Consider the following 22,865-nt stretch of genomic DNA (forward strand, 5'->3'; position numbering starts at 1 on the left):
TCAAAGGTGAGAGTTTTCGGGACCGCGCGACATCGTGTCAGAAGTTTGATCGGCGCGCGCCTGAGCAATATCGCGCTCCCGTATTTGCTCACCCATCCATTCCTGCCATGCGCGATGCAGCCGGTGTCCCGAGATCGTCTGCTGAAATCCTAGCCATTGTCCGACGCGGTCGGGATCCGTCCCGTTTTCGAAAAGCTCCGCGGCGTAGGTGTTGCGCAAGGTCTGCGGACTTGCCCGCGCCACGCGCGATGCCGCGATGCCCGACTCCGCCACGACGGCATCGATCGCTCGCAGCATCGTCGCCTTGTGCATGGATCGTCCGGACGGTGCCGCCGGAAATAGCAACTCGCCCGCAAGGCCCGCAGCTTTACGTTCGCGGATCCAGTCGTCGAGCACTTCGACTGCAAACGGCGCAAGCCGCGCTTGCCGGGTCAATAGCGGATTGGACGCGTCGACGGTGATGTAGGGCGCGCCCGCTGCATAGCAATCGACGGTGAGTTGCGCGGCCTCGCCCGTCTTCACGCCTGCTCCGAGAAACGCCGCGACCAGCGCTCGATCGCGGCGCTCGCGCCAGCGCTGCGCGCCTGGCAACGTTCCGATCGGCGAAAACAGATGCGCGACGAGCAGCGCACGCTCGTCGTGCGTGAGAAACCCGGTCGGCTCGTTGTCGCGAGCCTTGCGCCAGGCGGCATCACCATCCTGGGCGATGAACCGTGCCGGATTCGTCGCCGCCGATTCGATTTCCCGAACATGATCCAGTACGCGCTCAATCAACCGCAGATAACGCATCCGCTGCGGACGGCGAATGTCCAGTTGCGCGACGAATTGCTCGATGACAGGACGTTGCACCGTATGCAGCGTCGCGCGTTTTGCGGCCAGCCACTCGAGAAAGTTTCCCCACTGCGCGCGATACACATCCGCCGATGACGCCCGGAACGACTGCTGGGCAAGCCATGCGTCGAATGCAGCATGGGGATCCGCTTGCCAGTCGGCGCGCTGTTGGTCGAAGAGATCGGAAGTGTTCGGCATGGTGTTCGAAGGCGCATCGCGCGCTGTGTTGCACTGCGCACAGGGTCGGGCTTGGCGCGCGCGACGTCAAGGGCGAGTGTTCGTTGAAGTGTCGATAACCGACTTGCTGGGTGTGCGTGCCGTCGACTACTGTCGTCTACACAGCTTCCATCCACTCAAAAACACGAGCGCAAAAAGGATCGAGCGATGGCCCAGCAATCCATGCAGGAACGCCGCGCGATGGGACGCGCCGCGCGCGAACGCACGCCACGAGGCGCGCACGACGCGACCGGCGATGTCGACCGGGATCCCATCGAACTGTTGCGGATGAGCAGCAAAGGCCGTGTCGAGGCGCTCGTTCCTTTACGATACGGCCGCATGCTGGTATCGCCATTCGCGTTTTATCGCGGCAGTGCGATTCTGCAGGCGCACGATCTGGCGGCCACGCCGGACAGCGGAATCGCCATTCAGGTTTGCGGCGACTGCCATCTGGCGAACTTTGGCGGCTTCGCGACGCCGGAGCGCGCGCTGATTTTCGATCTCAACGACTTCGATGAAACCGCGCCCGGACCCTGGGAATGGGATCTGAAGCGCCTTGTTGCGAGCTTCACGATCGCCGGTCGGCATCTCGGCCACGGCGATCTCGCCGCCGACGAATTCGCGTTTCGCGCCGCGCGCAGCTATCAGATGCATCTGCGCGAGTACGCGGAAATGAGCGTGCTCGATCTCTGGTACGAGCGCATTACGTTCGACCGCATGTACGAGACCGTTCAAACTATAGATGCGCGACGGCGCATAAAGCGCGGCATCGAACGCGCTTCGCGTCGCACGCACGAAACGATGCTGCCCAAACTCGCGGAACGAACCGGCGACACGTGGCGTATCCGCGACGCGCCGCCCGCCGTGTTCCACATTCGCAGCCAAAGCACGCTGATCGATGAAAACGACCCGTGGATGGCGCTGAGAGGCAGCTTCCATGAAATAGTCGGGCCGCTCGTGCGCAATTATGTCGCGACGCTGATGCCGGAGCGCGCGAGGCTGCTCTCGCAATTCTCGTTGCAGGATGTTGCGTTCAAGGTGGTGGGCGTCGGAAGTGTCGGCACGCGCTGCCTCGTCTTGCTGCTCACGGATTATCACGACAAGCCACTTTTCTTGCAGATGAAAGAAGCATCGACGTCGGTTGTCGCCAGATATGCGAAGCGCGTTGGGGAAGCCGGCGATTGCAAACACGACGGCCAGCGCGTCGTTCACGGACAACGTCTGATGCAGGCAGCCACCGATCCGTTTCTCGGCTGGGCGACCGGACCGCTCGGACGCGCGCTGTACATCCGTCAGTTGCGCGACATGAAGATTTCCGCCGCGTTCGAAACATTCAGCGACGACGCCTTCCGCGAATATGCCGCGCTTTGCGGCTGGGCGCTGGCCCGTGCGCACGCGAAGTCGGGCGGTCGCGCGCCGGAGATTTCGGGCTACATCGGCAACAGCGATCGCCTGGCGGAAGTGCTGGTGCGATACGGACGGGCTTACGCGAAACAGGTAGAGAAGGACTACGATGTGTTTCGCGCCGCTTGCCGCAAAGGCGAGCTCGCAGCGCGGTCGGACGTCGACATGGCTGCGGACTTCGCACCCTGAATCAGTTCCATTTTCGCTGCCTGCCGGACGTGCAGGAATCAGTGGGCTGCGGCCACGGCCTGCGGTCGCCCTTGCCGCGCGGCGCGTTCGTAGGCGTCCACCGCGAACGCGAAGACGGCGGGAAGAGCGTCGGACGATGCGACATCGACTACGTCGTCGGTCTCGGGGAAATGAAAGTCGTCGGGACGCGCGAACAGTTCGCGCAGCGCGGCTTCGTGCCGGCCGGCGAACCCGAGGTCCGCAACCGCTTCCGCCTCGATGGCGTGCAATAGTCGCCAGGTCAGGGGCACGCCTTTATCGATGTATCGCCCTGCAATCTGACGCGTGATGCGCTCGAGATCATGCACAGCACGGGCAAATTGTCTTCTGCTCAGGTTTTCGCCGTTCGACTCCATGTTCACCCCTTCCACCGGTGTTATTGTACTGTACAAATATACAGTACTTGATGCCATGAAAGTAGCGTCGCGCTACTCGAAGAGCGTGTATGTGCGATTCCGCCTACGTGCGTTTCAGACAGGCGCCGCTATGCGTGCCGACGAACGAAGCGCATCGTAGAGCCATGCTTAGGACATGTCTTCTGAGCAGAACGCGCAGGCGGTTTTTTTTGCGTAGTTCGACGGCATTGCGCGGCCAACAGCGCTGCAAACCACGGGAGAACTGAGATGAATAAGGATCAAGTCGAAGGCGTTGGCAAGCAAGTCAAGGGCAAGATCAACGAGGGCGTCGGAAAGGTGACCGGCGACACGGCTCAGGAAGCCAAGGGCGATATGCAACAAGCCGCCGGCAAGGTGCAGAAAGGCGTAGGCGATGCACGGGAAGATCTGAAGGACAGCGTTAAAAAGAACCCGTAAGGCAAGTAATCCGGCGCCCCAAGACGCCGTCATTTAAGCGGGACGTGCTTGAGGCACGTCCCGTTTTTATTGCCGATGCTAGTCGGCGCTGTGCGCGGGTTTATGCGCATAAAGCAGCCCAGCGGCACGCCTCTCAGCCGTGGATGACCACCAGCAATGCCTTGGCATCCGACCGCCCCACATTTCGAATCGCGTGGCCTTCATCAGCGGCATAGCGCGCGGTTTCGCCTGCCTTAAGCCTGCGGGTTGCGCCAGACGCATCCACTTCGATCGTCCCATTCAAAACCGTGAGGTGTTCGTGCGTCCCCGGCTCGTGCGCGTTCGACGTCAGCGCCGCCCCCGATCGCAACGTGAGTTCGTACCATTCGAACTTTCCTGCAAGCTCTATCGGTCCCCACACGCGCAGTTGATAACCGCCGTTGTCGCCGCTCAATGTTGGTATCTCGTGCAAGCCGGACACGCGGATCGCCTCGGCGGGCCGCTGCTGAGTGAACAGCTGATCTAGGCTGATGCCGAGCGCATTGGTCAATCGCCAGGCGACCGCGATCGTCGGATTGGCCTTGTCGCGTTCGATTTCCGACAACATTGACTTCGACACCCCCGCTGCCCGAGATAAATCATCCAGCGTCAGCTTTCTTTCGTTGCGCAAGCGCTGAATGATTTCTCCGACGCGCGGCGGCGTCGGACCTGCGCCCGCGAGATCGCCTGTTTTTCCGTCTATACCTGTGCTTGCCATGGTTCGGCTGATCCCGTAGAGTGTTCGGCATATCGGAAATTCGTTCGAAATATCGAACGTGTCCGATGCGATCAATGCACTATAACAGGGCTATGGACCACGCGCGCGGCAACTAGCGCGAGGATTGCATCGGCAGGCCAGGATCAAGGAATGAGATGAAAGACCAATACCTCTCCCATCTGCGCTCGACGCTCGACGACATTCGTGCCGCAGGGTTTTACAAAACTGAGCGCGTCATCGCGAGCCCGCAGTCATCGGACATACGGCTCGCCAACGGAAGCGGCGTGCTCAATTTCTGCGCGAATAATTATCTCGGCCTCGCCGACGATCGTCGGCTCATCGAAGCCGCGAAAGCGGGTCTCGACGCCGATGGCTTCGGCATGGCGTCCGTTCGATTCATCTGCGGTACGCAAGCCGTCCACAAGGCACTCGAAAGCGCGATCGCGCAATTTCTCGGCACCGACGATTCGATTCTCTATTCGAGCTGCTTCGATGCAAACGGCGGCCTTTTCGAAACCCTGCTGACCGAAGAAGACGCGATCATCAGCGACGAGCTGAATCACGCGAGCATCATCGATGGCGTGCGGCTATCGAAAGCCCGACGTCTTCGCTACAAGAACAACGACCTTGCGGATCTGGAAGCACGCCTTCAGGAAGCCGACGCCGCCGGCGCACGCTTCAAGCTCATTGCGACCGACGGCGTATTTTCGATGGACGGCATCATCGCGGACCTCGCCGGTATTTGCGATCTCGCCGACCGCTACGGCGCGCTGGTAATGGTCGACGATTCGCACGCCGTCGGTTTTATCGGCGAAGGCGGACGCGGCACGCCTGAGCACTGCGGCGTGCTGGATCGCGTCGACATCATCACCGGAACGCTCGGCAAGGCGCTCGGCGGCGCTTCGGGCGGATACATCGCCGCGCACAAGGAAATCATCGAATTACTGCGCCAGCGCAGCCGGCCTTATTTGTTTTCGAATACGTTGGCGCCGAGCATCGCGGCGGCATCGCTGAAAGTGCTCGAATTGCTTGCAAGCGATGAAGGCGCGACGTTGCGCCAGCGCGTCAGTGAAAATGGCGCGCACTTTCGCCGGGCAATGTCCTCGCTCGGCTTCGATCTCGTTCCCGGCCAGCATCCGATCATTCCCGTCATGCTCGGTGATGCGCAGCTCGCATCGAAGATGGCCGATGCGCTGCTCGACGAAGGCGTCTATGTCGTCGGCTTTTCCTACCCCGTCGTTCCGAAGGGACGCGCGCGCATCCGAACGCAAATGAGCGCGGCGCATACGCCGGAACAGATCGATCGCGCAGTCGATGCGTTCGCGCGCGTCGGCCGAAAACTCGGCGTGATCCGCTGAAGGTTTATGCGCATAAAGTCAGGGGACCGGGCCACGAGCCCGCGACCATTGAAGAAGCATCCTCGAGACCAAACGTCAGGATCAAATGCAATGAAAGCCCTCGCCAAACTCGAACGCGCTCCCGGCCTTACGTTGACGCGCGTGAAGCGCCCGGAAGTCGGCCACAACGATGTTCTCATCCGTATCCGCAAAACAGCGATCTGCGGTACCGACATTCACATCTGGAAATGGGACGAATGGGCGCAGAAGACGATTCCCGTGCCGATGCATGTCGGGCACGAGTATGTCGGCGAGATCGTGGAGATGGGACAGGAAGTGCGCGGCTTTGCCATCGGCGATCGCGTGTCGGGCGAAGGCCATATCACCTGCGGCTTCTGTCGCAATTGCCGCGCGGGTCGTCGTCACCTGTGCCGCAACACGGTCGGTGTCGGCGTGAACCGCGAAGGCGCTTTCGCAGAGTTCCTCGTGATCCCGGCGTTCAACGCCTTCAAGATTCCCGCCGATATTTCCGACGACCTCGCCGCGATCTTCGATCCGTTCGGCAACGCGACACACACGGCGCTCTCGTTCAATCTCGTCGGCGAAGACGTGCTGATCACCGGCGCGGGTCCGATCGGCGTGATGGCCGCTGCGATCGCGCGGCACGTCGGCGCGCGCAACGTCGTCATCACCGACGTGAACGACTATCGCCTCGAACTCGCGCGCAAGATGGGCGCGACGCGGGCGGTCAACGTTGCAAACGAAAACCTGCGCGACGTCATGAGCGAACTCGGCATGACCGAAGGCTTCGACGTGGGTCTGGAAATGTCCGGTGTACCGAGCGCATTTACGGCGATGCTCGAATCCATGAACCACGGCGGCAAAGTGGCGCTGCTCGGTATTCCTCCGGCGCAAACTGCAATCGACTGGAATCAGGTGATCTTCAAGGGACTCGAAATCAAAGGCATCTACGGACGCGAAATGTTCGAGACCTGGTACAAGATGGTCGCGATGCTTCAAAGCGGCCTCGATCTTTCGCCGATCCTCACGCACACCTTTCCTGTCGACGATTATCAGCGCGCGTTCGACACGATGCTTTCCGGCAATAGCGGCAAGGTCGTGCTCGATTGGACTTCGGTGCCGGCCTGAGCGTGCATCATTGAGCGCCGTCTGCCGGCGCCTTCGAGAATTCGGCTTGAATGGCGACGTGCACATCGTCGCCGACAGCCGGATACCACGTCGTCAAGCCGAACTGTGCGCGGCTAAAGTGTCCGTCGGCTGAAAAGCCCAGCGTTTCCTGCTTCGTGAGCGGATTGACCGCGTGTCCGTTGAACGTCACGTTCAACGTGACCGGCCTGGTTGCGCCACGAATCGTCAGATCGCCTGTCATGACACCCTTGTCGTCGCCCGTTCGCTGAAACGACGTGCTGACGAAGACGATGTCCGGATAACGCGCGACATCGAACATGTCGGGCCCTTTCAGCATGCGATCGAGCAGCGGTACGTTCGTATTGACGCTCGACGCATCGATGCTCGCGCGCACCGAGCTCGCGGACATGCCGTCCGCATTCCAGTCGAGTTGCGCCGCCGTCTTGTCGAATCGAATGACGAAGCGCGAATAGTGGAAATGATCGACGTCGAAGCTCACGTTCCAGTGATGCGGATCGAGCTGATAACGTCCCGGCGGCACGCTGGATTCACTCGACGACACGCGATGCGTAACGACCTGCAGCGGCGTGCACGCGATCAATGCGCTCGCCGCTAGAAAAGGAACGAAACGCTTGTAAGCCTTCATCGCGCTTGACCTCGAATACGAAATTGAAGAACTCGACAAGTTTCGCCGAGATCGATGAAGCATGCACGGCCGTCACGGTCTTTTCGCCCGCACAGACGAGAATGACGCGATCAGGTAGAGTTCGCCTCGACCTCCATCTTGAAAAAAGGCGCCGTCGCGAACATGCGATGGCGGAGAACACATGCGCACATGGCTGTCCCGCTTTCGATCTTTCCGCGTGCAATCGTTCATGGCCGTTGCGCTGGCCGCGTCGGCGTGGACGCCTGCCGCGCACGCAAGCTTGTGCGGCGACGGCCTCTGGGTCGACGCGATGGTCGCTTCGCATCACGTCCATCCGGACAAGGACTTCGAGCAATTCAATCCCGGCATCGGCGTGGAATGCTGGGTCGCGCCGCAATGGGCGGTGACGGGCGGCTACTTCCGCAATTCGCTGTCGAAACCATCGTTCTATGGCGGCGGCGTGTGGGGACCGGACTTCCTTCACTGGAACTACGTCAGACTTGCCGTGATGGCCGGCCTCATCTCGGGCTACGACTACGGCAGTTACGGCATCGGCCATAACCATACGGTGGGTCCGGTCGCCGCGCCGCTCATCATGCTGGAGTACAAGCGCGTCGGCGCGAACATCATCCTGATTCCGCCGATACCCTCGAGCGATCTTCCCTTCACCCTCGGCTTCATGCTCAGAGTGAAATTCTGAGTCATCCTGATTATTGCTGAAGCGATCGCGCCGCATGCTGCAGGCATTCGAGCAACAACGTCGCGGCGGGCGTCAACGGACTATCCCGCCGCGTCACGACTCTGACCGACACCGCCGGCAACGGATCGTCGATAGGGAAGATCGCGAGCCCTTCGCCGACCCATTGATGTTCGAGCAGCGCGGCGGGCATCGAAGCCAGCGCATCCGAGCCGCGCAACAAGCCATGCGCGATGATGAAGCTCGGGCACTCGATCACGCGTTTGGGCACCATCAAGCCGCGTTCGGCATATGAATCGAGCAGCGCCTGCGTCGAACTTTCCGGCGATGGATTGAGCAGCCACTCCGCCTCCGACAACTCCGCGAGCGACGTGCAATGCCGCAACGGATGATCCGCGCGTCCGACGATGGCCGAGCGGCTCTCGTACAGCTCGATGTGATCGAACTCCGGCGCGAGATGCTCGGGCACGACGACCGCCACGACGAAGTCGAGCGAGCCATCCCGCAGGCGCGGCATCGCGACGCCCGGAAAGCCTTCGATGAAACTCACGCGCGCGTTGGGCATCTGCTTGCGAAACGCGCGATACGCATGCGGAAGTATCGATAGCGCGGCGGTCGGCGTGACGGCCGCGCTCACGCTTCCCGACCCGGCGCCTTTCATCTGCGCGATGTCGTCTTCGGCGCGGCGCATCTCGCTCACGATCAGATGCGCGCGCACGCGCAACTGCTGCCCGAACGCGGTCAACTGCACGCCGCGCGCGGTGCGCAGCACGAGCGGCACGCCGAGATCCTGCTCCAGTTCCTTGATCGCCTTCGTCAGCGCAGCCTGCGACAAGTGAAGGCTGCGCGCGGCCGCACGAATGCTGCCCTGCTCGGCGGTCGTCAGGAACGCGCGCAACTGGTGGTACTTCATGCTCATGAGCGACACCCTAGGGTTAGCACCGACAACTATCGGTAATCACGCAATAAATTTACCGTCTTTTGGTTTGCTTTTCGTCTTTATATGCTTGGGACACGTCGAAACATCGAGCAAGGAGTGTCACATGCTGTCAGTCGAGCCCGTCATCCCCGGCATTGCCGCCATCGCAGCCGAATTCGTCGATGTTCGCCGACGCATTCACGCGCATCCCGAACTTGCGTATGAAGAGACCCAGACCAGCGATCTCGTCGCCGGCTTGCTCGCGCAATGGGGCTACGGAGTGCATCGCGGGCTGGGCAAGACGGGCGTCGTCGGCGTGCTGACGGAAGGCAAGGGCGGCAAGCGCATCGCGCTGCGCGCCGACATGGACGCATTGCCGATCGAGGAAGCGACCGGCCTGCCGTATGCGAGCAAGCACGCGCGCACGATGCACGCATGCGGCCACGACGGCCACACCGCGATGCTGCTCTGCGCCGCGCGTCATCTCGCCGAGAGCCGTCAGTTCTCCGGCACGCTGATCGTGATCTTTCAGCCTGCCGAAGAAGGCGAAGCAGGCGCGCGCGCGATGATCGAAGACGGTCTCTTCGAGAAGTTTCCGTGCGATGCCGTGTTCGGCCTGCACAACATGCCGGGCTTTCCGGCGGGCGACATGTTCTTCACGCCGGGACCGGGCATGGCATCGTCGGATCGCGTGAACATCACCGTGCGCGGCGTCGGCGGCCACGGCGCGATGCCGCACACCGCATGCGATCCGATGCCCGCGGTCGCATCGATCATGCTTGCGCTGAACAGCATCGTCGCGCGCGAAGTCGATGCACAGAAGCCCGCGGTCGTCACCGTCGGCAGCGTGCAGGCGGGCGAGGCATGCAACGTCATTCCCGAAACCGCGCTGCTGAAGCTCTCCGTGCGTGCGCTCGACGCGGGCGTGCGCAAGCAGCTTCAGGAACGCATCACCGCGCTCGTGCATGCGCAGGCGCTGGCGTTCGGATGCACGGCCGACATCGATTACGAACTGGGTTATCCCGTGCTCGTGAATCACGCCGAACCGACCGCCTTCGCCACCGATGTCGCGACGAAGATGCTCGGCGCGCAGCGCGTCGAAGCGGCCGCGCGGCCGCTGATGGGCAGCGAGGACTTCGCGTTCATGCTCGAAGCGTGTCCGGGCACGTATGCGTGGATCGGCAACGGCATCGGCTCGAAGGGCGGCTGCATGGTGCACAACCCCGGCTACGACTTCAACGACGACATTCTCGCGATCGGCGCGAGCTACTGGGTGCGCCTGGCCGAAGCCTGGCTCGCCGACTGATTCCACTGGAAACCATGATGAACGCACCCACCCTTGCCCGCGCGCCGGCGAATCCATCGATGCAAACCAGCCGCGCAGCGCGCACGCGGCTCGTGATGGCCGCCGCGGTCGGCAATGCGCTCGAGTTCTACGACTTCACGGTCTATGCGTTCTTCGCGCTCGTCATCGGCAAGCTGTTCTTTCCGGTGCACGATCCCGTCGGCCAGTTGCTGCTCGCGGTGGCGAGCTTCGGCGTCGGCTTCTTCACACGGCCTGTCGGCGGCCTGCTGATCGGCATGTACGCCGACCGCGCCGGCCGCAAGAAGGCGATGCTGCTCACGCTCGGCCTGATGGCGCTCGGCACGGCGATGATCGCGGTTGCGCCGACCTTCGCGCAGGCCGGGCTTGCCGCGCCCGTCATTCTCGTGATCGCGCGGCTGATTCAGGGCTTTTCGGCGGGCGGCGAAGTGGGCGCATCGACGACGCTGCTGCTCGAACAGGCGCCGTCGAACCGTCGCGGCTTCTATGCATCGTGGCAGTTCGCGAGTCAGGGATTGTCCGCGCTCGCGGGCGCGTTGACCGGCGTCGCGCTGACGGCGACGCTCACGGCTGCGCAACTCGAAAGCTGGGGCTGGCGCGTGCCGTTCATCATCGGCACTGCGATCGTGCCGGTCGGCTGGTGGCTGCGCCGCACGATGGAAGAGGCGCCGCGCGAAAGTGTCGAGGCGCGGCCGAAAGCGCCGAAGTTGCCGCTCGTCGCGGTGCTGCGCGATCATCGCCGCGCGGTGTTGAACGGACTCGGCCTGACGATCGGCGGGACATCGGCGCACTTCATCATCGTGTTCTATCTGTCGATCTACGGCGTAAAGACGCTCGGCTTGCCGAACTGGACGGCGATGCTCTCGGGCTGCGTATCGGGCGCAATCCTGTTCGTCGTCGCGCCGATCGGCGGCTATCTGTCCGATCGGATCGGCCGCAACAAGCTCGCGCAGACGACGCGCATCCTGCTGATGCTCGCGATCTGGCCGGCGTTCGCGTTGCTGAATCAGTCGCCGACGACGGGCACGCTGCTCGCGGTCGTGACGGCGCTCTCCATCGTGCATTCGCTCAACGTCGGTCCGACCGGCGCGATGCTCGGCGAACTGTTCCCGCGTGAAGTGCGCGCGACGGGCGCGGCTATCGTCTACAGCCTCGGCGTCGCGATCTTCGGCGGCTTCGCGCAGTTCTTCGTCACGTCGCTCATCGTCATCACGAAGAGCGTGATGGCGCCGGCATGGTATGTGATCGGCTGCGGCGTGCTGTCGGTGATCGCGGTGATGTGCATGCGCGAACGTTCTCGCGAGACGCTCGACTGATCGTCAAATCTTTGCGCAAAGACGCGCGCCGGATGCGAAGCGAGGTGTATAACTCGACGTGTCCGGGTTTCGGAAGAAGGCCGCCCGCGCGGCCTTTTTTTACTGGATCCCACATATGAAGAACGCGCGGCAAAGGGCAGAAAAGGGACATCCATGCGCAAGCTACGCTCGCAAAGCTGGTTCGGCGGTAACGACAAAGACGCCTTCATCCATCGTTCGTGGATGAAGAATCAAGGCATTCCTCACGACCAGTTCGATGGCCGGCCGGTCATCGGCATATGCAATACATGGTCGGAACTCACGCCGTGCAACGCGCATTTTCGCGAGCTCGCGGAATACGTGAAGCGCGGCGTGCGCGAGGCGGGCGGCTTTCCGCTGGAGTTTCCGGTGATGTCGCTCGGCGAATCGAACCTGCGGCCCACGGCGATGCTGTTCCGCAATCTCGCGTCGATGGATGTCGAAGAGTCCATACGCGGCAATCCTATTGATGGCGTCGTTCTGCTCGTCGGCTGCGACAAGACTACGCCGGCGCTGTTGATGGGCGCGGCGTCGTGCAACCTGCCCGCGCTCGCGGTATCGGGCGGGCCGATGCTGAACGGCCGCTTTCGCGGCGGCACCATCGGTTCGGGCACAGGCGTGTGGCAGATGTCCGAAGAAGTGCGCGCGGGCACGATGACGCAGGAAGAATTCGTCGAAGCCGAATCGTGCATGAACCGCTCGCGCGGCCACTGCATGACGATGGGCACCGCATCCACGATGGCCTCGATGGTCGAATCGCTCGGCATGGGCCTGCCGCATAACGCCGCGATTCCCGCCGTCGATGCGCGCCGTCAGGTGCTCGCGCACATGGCCGGACGGCGCATCGTCGATATGGTCAAGGACGATGTGACGATGGACAAGATCCTCACGCGCCAGGCTTTCGAAAACGCGATCCGCACGAATGCGGCCATCGGCGGCTCGACGAACGCGGTCGTGCATGTGATCGCATTGGCGAAGCGCATCGGCGTGGAACTGTCGCTCGAAGACTGGGAGCTCGGCAGCGAGGTGCCGTGTCTCGTGAACCTTCAGCCATCCGGCGAATATCTGATGGAGGACTTCTACTACGCGGGCGGCTTGCCTGCCGTGTTGCGCCAGCTTGGCGAGCAAGGTCTGCTGCACCGCGATTCGCTCACGGTCAATGGCCGCACGATCTGGGACAACGTGAGCGACGCGGCGAACTACGACGAGAAAGTCATTACGCGCTTCGAAAAGCCGTTCAAGCCGCACGCGGGCATCGCCGTGCTGAAGGGCAATCTCGCGCCGAACGGCGCGGTCATCAAGCCGTCGGCGGCGACGCAATCGTTGCTGAAGCATCGCGGGCGCGCGGTCGTGTTCGAGAACGTCGAAGAGCTTCACGCGAAAGTAGACGACGATTCGCTCGACATCGACGAGCATTGCATCATGGTGCTGAAGGGCGCGGGTCCGAAAGGTTATCCGGGTTTCGCGGAAGTCGGCAACATGCCGCTGCCGAAGAAGGTGCTGCAAAAAGGCATCACCGACATGGTTCGCATCTCCGACGGCAGGATGAGCGGCACGGCATACGGCGCGGTCGTGCTGCATGTATCGCCCGAAGCGGCGGCGGGCGGACCGCTCGCGCTCGTGCAGACGGGCGACATCATCGAACTGGATGTCGAGGCGCGGCGTCTGCATCTGGAAGTATCGGACGATGAACTGGAGAAGCGCCGCGCTGCGTGGCAGGCGCCCGAATTGCCGAAGCGCGGCTATTACCGCTTGTACGTGGAGCATGTATTGCAGGCGGATCAGGGCGCGGACCTGGACTTTCTCGTCGGCTCGAGCGGCGCGCCCGTGCCGCGCGATTCGCACTGAGCGGAGGCATCGATGTCAGACTTCGATACGCCGCCTTCCGGCATGTGGCCGGTGCTATACGCATACTTCGACGCGATGAACCGCCTCGACGGCGACGCCACGCGCAAGCAGATCGACGCGACCATCGCAGCCGGCGCGCCGGCCATCGTCACACTCGGACTCGCGACGGAAGTGAACCGCTTGTCGGACGAAGAGAAGCGCACGATGATCGACGATTGCGCCGCGCACATCGAAAAGCGCGTGCCGCTCGCGGTCACGATCACCGGAGATAGCGTCGAACAACAGGTCGCGCTTGCCAGCTACGCGCTCGAACGCGGCGCGTCGTGGCTCATTCTTCAACCGCCGTCGAAGCGCGGCGAGCCGGAAGCGTTCTACTACGACTTCTTCGCGTCGGTGCTCGAACGGACCGGCGCGAACGCGGGCATTCAGAACGCGCCGGAATATCTCAGCGTGGGATTGTCGGCGGAGTCGATCGCCGCGCTCGCGGCCGAGCGCCCGAACTTCCGCTTGCTGAAAGGCGAAGGCCCGGCCGTGACGATCCGCGCGACCATCGAAAAGCTGCGCGCGCTCGATCAGACGCTCGCGGTGTTCAACGGGCGCGGCGGTCAGGAACTCGTCGATAACCTGCGCGCGGGTTGCGATGGCCTCATCGTCGCGCCCGATGCGTTCGATCGTCAGGTCGCCATTCATGACGCGTTTGCCGAAGGGCGCGAGCACGACGCCGAAGCGCTGTATGCGGACACGTTGCCGGAAATCGTCTTCGTGATGCAGTCCCTGGAAACGCTCACCTGTTACGGCAAGCGCATCGCGGCATGGCGCATGGGCTTCGACGTGCAGCACGATCGCGGCGCGCGCCCGACGCGATTCGGCATCGAATGCGCGCGCCGTTTCGCGCAACGTCTCGGTCCGACATCGCGCGTTCTGCGCCGATGATTCATCGCACCGCGCGGCGCGTAAAGCGCTGCTCGGTCACCGATGCGCCCCATTGCGTGCCTTCGGCTTCGTCGCTCAACACGAAGCCGAACGACTCGTACAAATGGCGCGCGGCGTCGAGACTCTTGAAGGTCCAGAGATACGTTTCGTCGTAGTGCGTGTCGACGAAACTCATCGCGCGCGTCATCAGTTGCCGGCCCATGCCGCTGCCGCGCAATGCATCGTCGATGATGAACCAGCGCAGATGCGCGACGCGCGTCGTGAGATCGCCGTCGATCGCGAGCGAGCCGAGCGTGCGTTCGCCTTCCATCACGAGCCACAGCGCCTTGCCCCGCGCGGGCAGGCTTTGCGCGAACGCCGCCATCTCCGTCGCGACCTTGCGCTCGAAGAACACGCCGAAGCCCGCGTGATGCGCATAGAAGCGCGCGTGCAGACTCGCCACATCGCCGATGCAGCCCGGCCGGTATCCCTCGACGATGCGCGCGCTTGCCGTATGCGCGGCGTGCGGCGTCGCGCGGACATGACCATGCGAGAGGGCATCGGCATAAAGCGCGAGCGAGCGCACGAGCGTTTGCTGTTCCTCTGGCACCATGCGGCGCAGCGCATCGGAGACCTGATCGGTCGCGAACTTGTCGATCTTTCTGCGCAGCTTCTGCCCCGCCGCCGTGAGATACAGCGCGGATGAACGCGCGTCATCGCTCGACGTCTGCCGCTTGATGAACCCCGCTGCTTCGAGCCGCGCGATCTGCCGGCTCGCGTTCGACTTGTCGAGCCGAAGAATCTGCGCGATATGGCGTGCCTGAATGCCGGGCGTCGCGCCGATCTCGATGATCGCGTGAACCGCCGACGGCGCCAGTCCGCTGTCCGCGAGCGTGTTGCGCATGAAACCCAGTTCGCGCACCAGTTTGCGCGAGAATTCGCGCAGTTCGAGGATGGTTCGGTCGCGCGGCTGTGCGGGAGTATCGATGATATCCATGACGTCTCCATCGGTTGCGAATCGCAACCATATCCGCGCAGTCTAGTTGCGGATCGCAACTTTCGCAAGAAAGACGGCGCTCCCGCAAACTCTCACCTTTCGGCCGCGCCAGCGCGCAACGCCGCCTGCGAGTGTGTCTGCGTGAAGCGCAGCATTGCAATCGCAATCCCGCCCCATGCGAGTTCGCGCATTCGTCGCAGCAATGCGAACGACAACGCCGCTTCTCGCTCGACGCCGAACGCCGACGCGATCGCGACGATCGTCGCTTCCTGAACGCCGAGGCCAGCGGGCGCGATGAACACTGCGCTGCGCACCGCCTGCGTGAGCGATTCGATCGCGATCGCGCCCGCGATCGGCACCGGATGGCCGAGCATGGCGAAGGCCGCATAGACTTCGAGCGCGCCAAGCACGTATCCCGAGAACTGCCACGCGAACGCGCGCGCGACGAGCGGCATGCGCTGCAACAGCGCGCGAATGTCGTGATCGAGACGCTTGCCATCGAGCCTCGCCGACAATGCGTGCGACGAATCGAGCCAGCGCCGCGCAATTGCTTCGAGCCGATGGAACGGCGCACCCTTGAGCGCGACGAAGAACGCGGCGACGCCGATCGGCAGCGAAGCCATCACAGCCGCGCCGATCACGTTGCCGATATCGCGCGCGTCGCTCGCGTGCCAACGCAGCAGCACGAGCCCGAGCACGGCGAGCGCGTATTGAACCGCGATCGTCACGAGCATTTCGACGATCACCGATGCGCTCACGCGGCTCACGTCCGGCATATAGCGCGTGGCGAGCCGCACGCCCACGAGTTCGCCGCCGATACCGAGCACGGGCAAAAGCCGCCCGACCGCTTCGCGCACGACCGCGATCCGCCAGAGCGGGCCGAGGCCGATACGCTTGTCGAGCAGAAGCTGCCACGCGCGCGCATCGAGAAGCAGCGGCAATGCGTGCAGCGGCACGAGGCACAGCAGCACCGGTCCCGTGCGCGCGACGAGCGTGAACGCATCCGCGACGCCTTCATGGAGCGATAGCATGACGAGCAGGGCGATGGCGGCGGGCCAGCGCAGCCACGCGATGCGCTTGAGCCATCTCACGTGACCGGCTCCCGTGTGCGCGCGTGGCCGAACACATCGGCGAAACCGCCGCGCATCGCGCCCGTCGCTTCGATGGCGCGTCGCACGCGCGGCGAACACAGGGCTGCGAACTCGTCGGCGTGGCGATAGTCGCGCATCGATGGCGTCAAAGGCGTGCCTTCCATCGCGGGATGGCTGTAGATTTCGAGCACGCCTTCGGGCGCGTTCGCGAGCCACGCGAGCCATGCGGCCTCGTCCATGCGGCCGGTTGCGGCGATCCCCGCGACCCAATCGTTATGAGCGATGCCTGCATCGTCGAGGCGCTTCTTCACGAGCGCGATCCAAGGCGCAAGCAAGAGCGAACCGTTCGGCTCGCGCGGCAGACGCATTGCGCGCATGCCGTATCGCGGACCGATCTCGAGGATCAGGCCGAGCACCGTCGGATGCAGCTGGAAGTGCTTGTGCACGTTGACGTGATCGAGCGCGAGGCCGGTCGCGGCGAACGCCTTGAATTGCGCATGAATCTCGATGCCGAGTTGCCGGCGCACGTCGCGCCGGAAGAAGAAGCGCACGCCGTTTTCGAACATCGAGCCTTCGAAGCAGCCGCGGGCATCGACGAGATCGGGAATCGACCAGCGCGGCAGCGTGGCGGCGCCATCGTTCAGCACGAGATGCAGCCCGACGCGCAATGCCGGCAGTTCCCGCGCGATCCGCACGGCGTCATGGGCCGCGTGCGCGCCGACCATCAGGCTCGCGCATGTCAGCGCGCCATCGCAGTGCGCGCGCGCGACTGCCTCGTTCACGCGTTCGTGCAGCCCGAAGTCGTCGGCGGTGACGATGATCGCGCGCACGATGTCACGCCTCGTGCGCGCGCAGGAAGCGGAAGAACTCGACGCCTTCGCGAAGCCGCCGCGTCATCATGTCCCAGCTCGTCAGCATCTCGCGCACGATCTCCCATATCTTCGACGGTCGAAAGTAAAAGCGCTTATAGAAGCGTTCGAGCTCGTGATAGATCTCTTCGCGCGACAGATGCGGATAGCCGATCGCGGCCAGTTGCACGCCTTCCGTGCTGACGAGATTGACGACCTTGTTCTCCGCGAGCCAGCCGTTCTGCACGGCCTGCGCATAGAGCGCGGTTCCGGGATAAGGCGCGGCGAGCGAGACCTGGATCGTGTGCGGATTGATTTCCTTGGCGTATCGAATGGTCTTTTCGATGGTCTCTTTCGTCTCGCCCGGCAAGCCGAGAATGAATGTGCCGTGCACCGTGATGCCGAGCTTGCGGCAATCGTCGGCAAAACGTCGCGCGATATCCGTGCGCAGCCCCTTCTTGATGTTCAGGAGGATTTGATCGTCGCCGGTTTCGTAACCTACGAGCAGAAGGCGCAGGCCGTTGTCCTTCATGATCTTGAGCGTCGCGTAAGGCACGTTCGCCTTCGCATTGCACGACCACGTGACGCCGAGCCTGCCCAGCCCGCGCGCGATCTCTTCGACGCGCGGCCGGAAGTCGGTGAAGGTGTCGTCGTCGAACATGATCTCTTTCACTTCGGGCATGTTGTCGCGAATCCACTTCACTTCTTCGAGCACGTTGTCCACCGAGCGCACGCGATAGCGATGTCCGCCCACCGTCTGCGGCCACAGGCAGAACGTGCAGCGCGAACGGCAGCCGCGCCCCGTATAAATCGACACGTAAGGATGCTTCAGATAGCCGATGAAATAATTCTCGATGTTGAGATCGCGCTTGTAGACCGGCGCGACGAAGGGCAGCTCGTCCATGTTTTCGAGGATGGGGCGTGCTTCGTTGTGCTCGATCGAGCCATCGCGCAGGCGATAGCTGAGCCCCTTGATATCGGCGAACGCATGGCCTTCGGCAATTTCCTTGCACGTAAAGTCGAATTCCTCGCGGCACACGAAGTCGAGCGCGTCGCTGGCGGCAAGCGAATTGTGCGGATCGATGGCCACCTTCGCGCCCACCATGCCGACAATGACGTCTGGCGCGCGCAGCTTCAGCTTCTCGGCGAACAATGCATCGGCGGGAAACGAAGGCGTGCTCGTATGAAGGACGACGAGTTCGTATTGCGCGGCGATATCGAGCGTCGCGTCGAAGGACAGGCCGTCGGCGGGCGCATCGAGCACGCGTGAGCCGGGCACGAGCGCGGCGGGCTGCGCGAGCCACGTCGGATACCAGAACGAGCGGATTTCGCGCTTCGCCTGATAGCGCGAGCCGGCGCCGCCGTCGAAGCCGTCGAAGGAGGGCGCTTGCAGAAAGAGCGTGTGCTTCATGACGAGGTCCGGTGAATGCGTCATTGACTGTCGGAGGTGTTGGCGTCGTAGCGTTCGCGTGCGTCGTCGAGCGGAATGCGCACGCCGCGCCACACGACGCTCGATCCGAACGACGCGGCGAGCCATTGCAGGCACATCAGCACGTCGCGCAACGGGATGAGCGGCAGATCGCGCCAGAACGCGCGCCACGAGCGCGCCCCGCGTCTGTGCAGCAAAAGCCGCGCGGAGAGACCGAGCGACGTGCTCAGATCGACGATCGTGTCCGCGATGGTTTGCGCGGGATCGGTGCCCTGCTCGAAGCCGAGTCCGAGCAGCGCGCTCGCCAGCAGCCACGGCGCGGTGAACGTGAGGCACAGACACGCGAAGCCGAGTGGATTGACCGAGCGGATCGTGCGCAGCCAGCGCGTCTCGCGGCGCCAGAGCGACGCGAGATCGCGTTCGATCACATCGGTTGCGACGACCACTTCCGACATCACCGTGCGCAAACCGAGCGCGCGCACGTGCGCGGCGAGCCAGTAATCGTCGGCGAGGCAATCGCGCAAGGCTTCGAAGCCACCGCACTTCACGAGCGTTTCGCGCCGCAGCGCGAGCGTCGCGCCGAAGCCGTAGCGACGCTGGCCGAGCACGTTGGCGACATGCACCGAAGGCGCAAACCATTCGTTGATGAAGAGCGCGCCGATGCGCGACCAGAAGCCGCCCACGCACCGCGCGCGATACAGGCACGTGACGAGCCCCACGTCCGCATCGGCGAGCGGCCCGGTCACGCGCGCGAGATAGTCCGGCTCGACAGCGATGTCGCTATCCGCGATCACGATGAGATCATGCTTCGCGCGCGCCGCGAGATTGATCAGATTGCCGACCTTGCGATTGTCGCCGTGCAAAGTGCCGTCGATGACGAGTTCGATATCGCGCAGTGGAAAGGCGCGCGCGAGCCGCTCGACGACGCGCGCGGCGGGATCCGATGCGAGCGTCACGCCGAACAGCAACTGGTATGACGGATGCGTCTGCTTGCAGAAGGTCTCGAGATTCGAGTACAGGCGCGGCTCGCTTCCGCAGAGCGGTTTCAGCACGCTGATCGGGCCGGTATCGACACCGGCGCCAATGTCCCGTGCGGACGTCGCGCCGCGCAGGCCGGGAAAGACGAGCGCCGCGAGCGTCGCGTGACAAGTCGCGGCGCAGCACAGTGCAATGACGAGCCATGAAAGCAGCGAAACCGAGTGTGTGGTCATGATCGCTTCGCGTGCGTACAGCATTGAACGCCGGATGGAACCCGAAGCCTGCCTTCGCAAACCTTAAGAGATGCTTAGGTAAGCGAACGAATGCATGTTGAAATGCGCGTGAAAGGGATATGTATCGTCGCGCGAGAAAAAGGCCGCGGCCAAAAAAAACCCGGCTCGAAAGCCGGGTCGAAGGAGGTCAGGCGCGTTTCCGAGGTCACGCCCGACCGCGTGGCACCCTGCAGGACGCGGATGCGCGTCCACAAATCCGGGCTACGCCGGGCCTCGAACCGGCGGGATGAAGTTCGGCATGGAGCTGCACGAGCCAGTCGCCGGGACCGCTTCCGACAATGACCAGCTTGTCGGCCGTCCAGGCGATGCGCCTTGCGGACGTGGCCGCATCGAACGCGAGCTTCGCGATGCGCCGCACGACGATCACGATGCCCGCTGCGCTTGCGAGCGTCGCGAAACGCACCGCCGTGCTTTCGAGCGCGTGGACGTGTCCCGAGCATCCGCAGACGGTGAACCACGCGGCATCCGATGCGGCGACGCACAACGCGATCAACACCGCGTTCGCACGCAGGGAAACGAGAGTGGACGCTCGCATCGGCATCTCCGGGACGGACGGCCGCGCATCGGGCCGTTCGACGTATAGTGCGTGGACGTACCTTATGCGATGCTTAAGCAGGCACTGCGCAACGCCGATAACGCGGACATAATGTGCGCCTGCCCGCATTGCTTAAGTGGCGCTTAAGCATGCGGGCCAGAGAATCGGCGGCTTCACACGGCAAGCCAGGAGAAAGCGCATGCGCCTGTTATTGGTGGAGGACGACGAGATGATCGCGGAAACCGTGCTCGCCGCATTGCGTCGCGCAGGTTACACGGTGGATTGCGCGCAGGACGGCCGCGCTGCGGAACTGTCGCTCGGCAACGGCGTGTACGATCTCGTGCTGCTGGACCTGAACCTGCCCAAGCGCGATGGCCTCGACGTGCTCGCGACCTATCGCAAGAATGGCGGAAACGCGCCGGTGATCATCCTGACCGCCCGCGATGCCGTCGACGATCGCGTTCGCGGCCTCGATGCCGGCGCCGACGATTATCTGATGAAGCCCTTCGACCTCGACGAACTCGCGGCCCGCGTGCGCGCGCTGCTGAGACGCCGCACGGGGCAGAAGCATCCGGTGTATTCGCACGGTAATCTGACGCTCGATCCCGCCGCGCACGAAGCGACGAAGAGCGGCGCCGCGCTCAATCTCGTGCCGCGCGAGTTCGCGCTGCTGCAGGCGCTGATCGAGGAGCCGTCGCGCGTGTTTCGCCGTCACGAGCTCGAAGAGAAGTTATACGGCTGGGGCGAGGAAGTGGGCAGCAACGCAATCGAAGTCCATGTACACAGTCTGCGGCGCAAGATCGGCGCGGAGGAAATCGTGACGGTGCGCGGCGTGGGTTATCGACTGAAGAGGATCGGATGACGTCCATTCGCCGATGGCTGCTCGGCTGGCTCATCTTCGGCCTCGGCATCGCGTGCCTGATCGCGGGCATCGGCATATTCAGCACCGCGCGCCTCGAAGCGGGCGAGCTCTTCGACTATGAACTGCGCACGGTCGCGCTCTCGCTGCCGGGCAACATCACCGCCGAGGATGTCGCGCTCGGCCGCAATCCCGAACTGCACGGCATCGCCGACGACCGGCTCGTAATCGACATCTGGGACCCGAGCGGACGCCTCGTCTATCATTCGCCGCACGAACCCGCGCTGCCGCGCTTCGGCGTCGGCTTTCAGTCGGTCGAGCGCGAAGGCATTCTGTGGCGCGCGTTCGGCGTCGCGCAGGCGAATCGCTTCGTGCAGGTCGCGCAGCCGTATTTCATTCGCGACGACCTCGCCATATCGCTCGCGCTACGCACCATATGGCCGCTCGCGCTACTGATTCCGGTAATCGTCGTCATCGTGCTCGTCGTCGTTGCGCGCGGACTCTCGCCGGTGCGCTGGCTGTCGGACTCGCTCGTCGCGCGCTCGCCCGAATCGCTCGATCCCGTCGTCTTCGACAAACCGATGCCCGACGAGCTGCGTCCGCTCGTCGATGCGTTGAACGGCCTGCTCGTGCGGCTCGGCGAAGCGTCGCAGGCGCAGCGCACGTTCGTCGCGGATGCGGCGCACGAACTGCGCACGCCGCTCACCGCGCTCAAGCTGCAGATGCAAGGCGCGATTGGCGACGGCTCGCTTCAGGTCGATGCCGCGACGCTCGCGAAAATCGACGGCCGCCTGAATCGCCTCATCCATCTCGCGCAGCAACTGCTCAGCATGGCGCGCGAAGATGCCGCGCGCGAAGCGGCCATCGTGCCAATGAGCTTGCGCACGTTGTGCGAATTGCGCGTCGGCGATTTCTCGTTGCTTGCCGAAACACGATCGATCGACCTCGGCCTCGAACTCGAACACGCGCAGAACGATCACGATGCCTTCACCATCATGGGCGACACGCACGCGTTCACGGTGCTCGTCAACAATCTGCTCGACAACGCGATTCGCCACACGCCGCATGGCGGCCGCGTCGACGTGATGCTGCGTCGCGAGAAAGACGGCATCGCGCTGAGTGTGCGCGACTCGGGGCCGGGCATCGCGCAAAGCGAGATCGATCGCGTGTGCGACCGTTTCTATCGCTGCGTCGGCACCACGGGACACGGCGGCGGGCTCGGTCTCGCCATCGCGCTGCGTGTCGCGCAACGGCATCATGCGACGTTGGAAGTCGCCAATCGCGACGATGCGAGCGGGCTCGTCGTGACCGTGCGCGGTTTGCGGGCAGTGCCATCGGCGGTGCGCGCGAGCGGTATCGTCAGCGGAATGCATGCGTGAATGAAAGCGCAAGAAACGGAGCGCTGCGCGGTCGCGGCGCGACGAAGCTTGCAGGTTTCATCC

General features: G+C 63.5%; 22 protein-coding genes. 11 read left to right on the plus strand and 11 right to left on the minus strand.

All coding sequences use genetic code 11. From position 1 onward, the window contains the following. Window positions 1-1,029 (minus strand): tyrosine-type recombinase/integrase, encoded by a 1,029-nt coding sequence (locus tag AWB77_RS13475; protein WP_061134944.1) that lies wholly within the window; start codon window positions 1,027-1,029, stop codon window positions 1-3. Window positions 1,030-1,215: 186 nt separating this feature from the next. On the opposite strand from AWB77_RS13475, the gene AWB77_RS13480 reads away from it, so the two are divergent. After that, a complete protein-coding gene (locus tag AWB77_RS13480) occupies window positions 1,216-2,640 on the plus strand; it encodes a DUF2252 domain-containing protein (protein ID WP_061134945.1) in 1,425 nt (474 codons plus the stop codon). Window positions 2,641-2,678: 38 nt separating this feature from the next. Here AWB77_RS13480 and AWB77_RS34365 read toward each other — a convergent pair whose 3' ends face one another. Continuing rightward, complete coding sequence (locus AWB77_RS34365; protein ID WP_074168887.1) at window positions 2,679-3,035, minus strand: DUF2471 family protein; 357 nt, start codon at window positions 3,033-3,035, stop codon at window positions 2,679-2,681. 267 nt (window positions 3,036-3,302) lie between these two features. Between AWB77_RS34365 and AWB77_RS13490 the strand changes: the two genes are divergently transcribed. Next, window positions 3,303-3,491: a CsbD family protein gene (locus AWB77_RS13490; RefSeq protein ID WP_061126267.1), complete on the plus strand. Its 189-nt coding sequence runs from the start codon at window positions 3,303-3,305 to the stop codon at window positions 3,489-3,491. A gap of 133 nt (window positions 3,492-3,624) precedes the next feature. Here the strand turns inward: AWB77_RS13490 and AWB77_RS13495 are convergent, their stop codons facing one another. Then, window positions 3,625-4,227 carry a helix-turn-helix domain-containing protein gene (locus AWB77_RS13495; protein WP_061134947.1) on the minus strand — a complete coding sequence of 201 codons (603 nt, stop codon included), beginning with the start codon at window positions 4,225-4,227 and terminating at the stop codon, window positions 3,625-3,627. 155 nt (window positions 4,228-4,382) lie between these two features. Between AWB77_RS13495 and AWB77_RS13500 the strand changes: the two genes are divergently transcribed. After that, the gene (locus tag AWB77_RS13500) at window positions 4,383-5,585 is read left to right on the plus strand and encodes a glycine C-acetyltransferase (protein WP_061134948.1); all 1,203 of its coding nucleotides are present in this window, start codon (window positions 4,383-4,385) and stop codon (window positions 5,583-5,585) included. 90 nt (window positions 5,586-5,675) lie between these two features. Continuing rightward, entirely contained in the window at window positions 5,676-6,713 is a 1,038-nt protein-coding gene (gene tdh / locus AWB77_RS13505) for an L-threonine 3-dehydrogenase (RefSeq protein ID WP_061134949.1), read from the plus strand. Between the two features lie 7 nt (window positions 6,714-6,720). Here tdh and AWB77_RS13510 read toward each other — a convergent pair whose 3' ends face one another. Further along, entirely contained in the window at window positions 6,721-7,359 is a 639-nt protein-coding gene (locus AWB77_RS13510) for a YceI family protein (RefSeq protein ID WP_061134950.1), read from the minus strand. Between the two features lie 229 nt (window positions 7,360-7,588). Here AWB77_RS13510 and AWB77_RS13515 point away from each other — a divergent pair, with 229 nt between their 5' ends. Continuing rightward, window positions 7,589-8,059, plus strand: coding sequence for a hypothetical protein (locus AWB77_RS13515; RefSeq protein WP_374728694.1), 471 nt, complete (start codon window positions 7,589-7,591; stop codon window positions 8,057-8,059). Window positions 8,060-8,069: 10 nt separating this feature from the next. Here AWB77_RS13515 and AWB77_RS13520 read toward each other — a convergent pair whose 3' ends face one another. Further along, window positions 8,070-8,969, minus strand: a complete 900-nt coding sequence (locus AWB77_RS13520) for a LysR substrate-binding domain-containing protein (protein ID WP_061135130.1) — start codon at window positions 8,967-8,969, stop codon at window positions 8,070-8,072. Between the two features lie 130 nt (window positions 8,970-9,099). On the opposite strand from AWB77_RS13520, the gene AWB77_RS13525 reads away from it, so the two are divergent. From AWB77_RS13525 to AWB77_RS13540, 4 genes are all read left to right on the plus strand, one after another. After that, the gene (locus AWB77_RS13525; protein WP_061134952.1) at window positions 9,100-10,281 is read left to right on the plus strand and encodes a M20 aminoacylase family protein; all 1,182 of its coding nucleotides are present in this window, start codon (window positions 9,100-9,102) and stop codon (window positions 10,279-10,281) included. Between the two features lie 17 nt (window positions 10,282-10,298). Further along, the gene (locus tag AWB77_RS13530) at window positions 10,299-11,615 is read left to right on the plus strand and encodes an MFS transporter (protein WP_061135131.1); all 1,317 of its coding nucleotides are present in this window, start codon (window positions 10,299-10,301) and stop codon (window positions 11,613-11,615) included. Between the two features lie 153 nt (window positions 11,616-11,768). Next, a complete protein-coding gene (locus AWB77_RS13535; RefSeq protein WP_061134953.1) occupies window positions 11,769-13,481 on the plus strand; it encodes an IlvD/Edd family dehydratase in 1,713 nt (570 codons plus the stop codon). 12 nt (window positions 13,482-13,493) lie between these two features. Continuing rightward, the gene (locus tag AWB77_RS13540) at window positions 13,494-14,414 is read left to right on the plus strand and encodes a dihydrodipicolinate synthase family protein (RefSeq protein WP_208601518.1); all 921 of its coding nucleotides are present in this window, start codon (window positions 13,494-13,496) and stop codon (window positions 14,412-14,414) included. Between the two features lies 1 nt (window position 14,415). On the opposite strand, the gene AWB77_RS13545 is transcribed toward AWB77_RS13540, so the two are convergent. From AWB77_RS13545 to AWB77_RS13570, 6 genes are all read right to left on the minus strand, one after another. After that, window positions 14,416-15,390: a bifunctional helix-turn-helix transcriptional regulator/GNAT family N-acetyltransferase gene (locus AWB77_RS13545; protein WP_061134954.1), complete on the minus strand. Its 975-nt coding sequence runs from the start codon at window positions 15,388-15,390 to the stop codon at window positions 14,416-14,418. 92 nt (window positions 15,391-15,482) lie between these two features. Continuing rightward, window positions 15,483-16,481 carry a lysylphosphatidylglycerol synthase domain-containing protein gene (locus AWB77_RS13550; protein WP_061134955.1) on the minus strand — a complete coding sequence of 333 codons (999 nt, stop codon included), beginning with the start codon at window positions 16,479-16,481 and terminating at the stop codon, window positions 15,483-15,485. Next, on the minus strand, window positions 16,478-17,311 hold the full coding sequence (gene hpnK, locus AWB77_RS13555) for a hopanoid biosynthesis-associated protein HpnK (RefSeq protein WP_082852656.1): 834 nt from the start codon (window positions 17,309-17,311) through the stop codon (window positions 16,478-16,480). Before hpnK ends, AWB77_RS13550 begins: the two co-directional genes overlap by 4 nt. 4 nt (window positions 17,312-17,315) lie before the next feature. Then, window positions 17,316-18,740, minus strand: a complete 1,425-nt coding sequence (gene hpnJ / locus AWB77_RS13560; protein ID WP_061134957.1) for a hopanoid biosynthesis associated radical SAM protein HpnJ — start codon at window positions 18,738-18,740, stop codon at window positions 17,316-17,318. A gap of 20 nt (window positions 18,741-18,760) precedes the next feature. Beyond that, on the minus strand, window positions 18,761-19,969 hold the full coding sequence (hpnI, locus tag AWB77_RS13565; RefSeq protein ID WP_061135133.1) for a bacteriohopanetetrol glucosamine biosynthesis glycosyltransferase HpnI: 1,209 nt from the start codon (window positions 19,967-19,969) through the stop codon (window positions 18,761-18,763). 205 nt (window positions 19,970-20,174) lie between these two features. Further along, window positions 20,175-20,564 carry a hypothetical protein gene (locus AWB77_RS13570; protein WP_157694808.1) on the minus strand — a complete coding sequence of 130 codons (390 nt, stop codon included), beginning with the start codon at window positions 20,562-20,564 and terminating at the stop codon, window positions 20,175-20,177. A gap of 199 nt (window positions 20,565-20,763) precedes the next feature. Here AWB77_RS13570 and AWB77_RS13575 point away from each other — a divergent pair, with 199 nt between their 5' ends. Further along, window positions 20,764-21,426: a response regulator gene (locus AWB77_RS13575; protein WP_061134959.1), complete on the plus strand. Its 663-nt coding sequence runs from the start codon at window positions 20,764-20,766 to the stop codon at window positions 21,424-21,426. Next, window positions 21,423-22,802, plus strand: coding sequence for an ATP-binding protein (locus tag AWB77_RS13580; RefSeq protein WP_061134960.1), 1,380 nt, complete (start codon window positions 21,423-21,425; stop codon window positions 22,800-22,802). The genes AWB77_RS13575 and AWB77_RS13580 overlap by 4 nt, the downstream gene beginning before the upstream one ends. Window positions 22,803-22,865: the final 63 nt, after the last annotated feature.

This window comes from Caballeronia fortuita (genome assembly GCF_001544835.2).
Lineage (GTDB): Bacteria > Pseudomonadota > Gammaproteobacteria > Burkholderiales > Burkholderiaceae > Caballeronia > Caballeronia fortuita.